Genomic DNA, 2477 nt, shown 5'->3' with positions numbered 1-2477 from the left:
GTAAGCGCTGTCTGCGCCCCACATTGCCGACGATAGGCGTCGTTGCGAATTGATACGCATCCGAAGAGAAGGAGTGCGTTTCGCAATGTTCGCAAAGAATTCGTTTCTCACAGCGCTTGGTGTTGAATTCTTCGACTCCGGTCAGAGGCGCTGGCCGGGACACGTGAAGGCGCAGGCGGTAGCCGAGACGCTGGAGCCCGGGGCGACGGTGTCGGGTGTCGCTGAGCGCTATGAGATCATGCCGAGCCAGCTGACGGCGTGGCGACGGCTCGCCAAGGAAGGCAAGCTCGTGTTGCCTGCGGTCGAGATCGACGAGCCGGTTTTCGCGCCTCTTGTCATCCGCGATGAGATCGCGGCTGCCTCTGAGCCCGAACTGCCCTGCGCCGAGGCACCGCTCAGGATTGTACGGGGTTCGGTCGTCATCGAGCTCGCGCAGGATGCGCCTGTGTCCCGGATCGCCGAGATCGTCCACGCGCTTGAGGCCCATCCATGTTGATGCCCTCGCAGGGCGTTCGGATCCTGGTGACGACGAAGCCGGTGGACTTCCGGAAAGGCCATGACGGTCTCGCAGCCTTGGTCCAGTCGACGCTGGCCGAGGATCCATTCACCGGAACGGTCTTCGTGTTCCGCTCGAAGCGCGCCGACAGGTTGAAGATTTTGTTCTGGGACGGCAGCGGTTTGGTCATGGCTTACAAGCGGTTGGAGGAAAGCAGCTTCACCTGGCCGGCGGTCCGCGACGGGGCGATGACGTTGAATAGAGCACAGTTCGAGGCCATGTTCGCCGGCCTGGACTGGCGCCGGGTGCGGTCACTGGAGGTCCGCCGTCCGGCTGTGGCAGAGTGACTCACCGCGCTGAATAGCCGGACATCGGCACCCCGGGTGCGGTATAATCCGCCCATGTCCAGCGCCCCGCCTATCGACCTGTCCGCGATCCCCGAGAGCCAGCGCGCCGCTGTGCTGGCTCTCTTGCAGGAGAACGACGCGCTGAAGGACGCCAACCGGCGGCTGGAGCATCTCATTGCCGAGCTGAACCATGCCGTGCATGGCAAGCGGTCCGAGAAGCTGAGCGATGATGACCGGCAGCTGGCCTTTGAGGACTTGGAAACCGCCATCGCCGAGGTCGAGACCCGCAAGGAGCAGGCCGCGCCGTCCACCACGACGCCGCGCCGGTCACGGCAGCGCAACCTCGGCCATCTGCCTGCGGGCTTGCCACGCATCGAGCGTGTGATTGAGCCAGCCAGCCTCGATTGCCCTTGCGGCTGCGGCCGCATGCATCGGATTGGTGAGGACCGCACCGAGCGCCTCGACATCATCCCGGCGCAGCTTCGTGTGCTGGTCGACATCCGGCCGAAGTATGCCTGCCGTACCTGCTCGGATGGGCTCACCCAGGCGGTCGCCGCGCCTTGGCTGATCGAGGGTGGGCTGCCGACCGAGGGTGCCATCGCCCACGTGCTGGTGTCCAAGTTCGCGGACCACCTGCCGTTTTACCGGCAAAGCCAGATCCTTGCCCGCTCCGGCATCCAAGTCGATCGCAGCACCCTGGCGGACTGGGCCGGCATTGCGGCCTTCCACCTCGACCCCGTGGTCGATCGACTGACCGAGCACCTGAAGGGATCGACCAAGCTCTTCATGGACGAGACCACCGCCCCAGTACTCGACCCGGGCCGTGGCCGGACCAAGACCGGCTACCTCTGGGCGCTTGCCCGCGACGACCGCGGATGGGGCGGCGATGACCCGCCCGGTGTCGTCTTCACCTACCATCCCAGCCGCGCCGGCGCGCATGCCGAGCAGATCCTGCTGGGCTTCGACGGCATCCTCCAGCTCGACGGCTACACCGGTTATGATCGCCTGACGCGCCCGTCCCGAAAGGGTGGCGCACCGATCACGGTTGCCAACTGCTGGGCACACGCTCGCCGCAAGCTGAAAGAAATCTTCGACCGCGACGGCTCGGAAATCGCCGCTGATGGCCTGCGCCGCATCGCCGAACTCTACCGCATCGAGGCTGAGATCCGCGGCATGGGCCCCGGCCAGCGCCTGTCTGCCCGCCAAGCCCGGAGCGTGCCCCTCGTTGACGAGTTCGGCGACTGGCTGCAGGCACAGCGCCTGCGCGTCTCAGCCAAGTCGCGCCTTGGCGAGAAGCTGACCTACATCCACCGCCAGTGGGGCGGGCTGCAGACCTTCCTCCACGACGGCCGTGTCGAGATGGACTCCAATTCCATCGAGAACTTGATCCGTCCGATTGCCCTGACGCGAAAGAATGCGCTCTTCGCCGGCCACGACGAGGGCGGCCGCACCTGGGCCCGCATCGCCTCCCTGATCGCGACCGCGAAGATCAACGGCGTGGAGCCATTCGCTTATCTCAAAGCGACCCTGGAGGCGATCGCAGCTGGCCACCCGAACTCCAGGATCGATGAGCTCCTTCCCTGGAACTTCAGCAAGTCAACCTGATCTCCCATGGGGCGGAGACAGCGCTTACG

Annotated in this window: 3 protein-coding genes; all 3 read left to right on the top strand. The window is 65.4% G+C overall.

The features are described from left to right. Positions 1–85 precede the first annotated feature (85 nt). Genes FJU08_RS22530 through tnpC form a run of 3 tightly spaced genes read left to right on the top strand, consistent with a single transcriptional unit; the run spans position 86 to position 2448 of the window. Entirely contained in the window at positions 86–496 is a 411-nt protein-coding gene (locus FJU08_RS22530) for a transposase (RefSeq protein ID WP_141151285.1), read from the top strand. Further along, positions 490–843 carry an IS66 family insertion sequence element accessory protein TnpB gene (gene tnpB / locus FJU08_RS22525; RefSeq protein ID WP_141151284.1) on the top strand — a complete coding sequence of 118 codons (354 nt, stop codon included), beginning with the start codon at positions 490–492 and terminating at the stop codon, positions 841–843. Before FJU08_RS22530 ends, tnpB begins: the two co-directional genes overlap by 7 nt. 54 nt (positions 844–897) lie before the next feature. After that, entirely contained in the window at positions 898–2448 is a 1551-nt protein-coding gene (tnpC, locus tag FJU08_RS22520; RefSeq protein ID WP_141151283.1) for an IS66 family transposase, read from the top strand. Positions 2449–2477: the final 29 nt, after the last annotated feature.

Source organism: Martelella alba (assembly GCF_006516955.1).
GTDB lineage: Bacteria > Pseudomonadota > Alphaproteobacteria > Rhizobiales > Rhizobiaceae > Martelella > Martelella alba.
The sequence above is the reverse complement of the archived record's forward strand: the minus strand, read 5'-3'. Positions and strand labels throughout refer to the sequence as shown.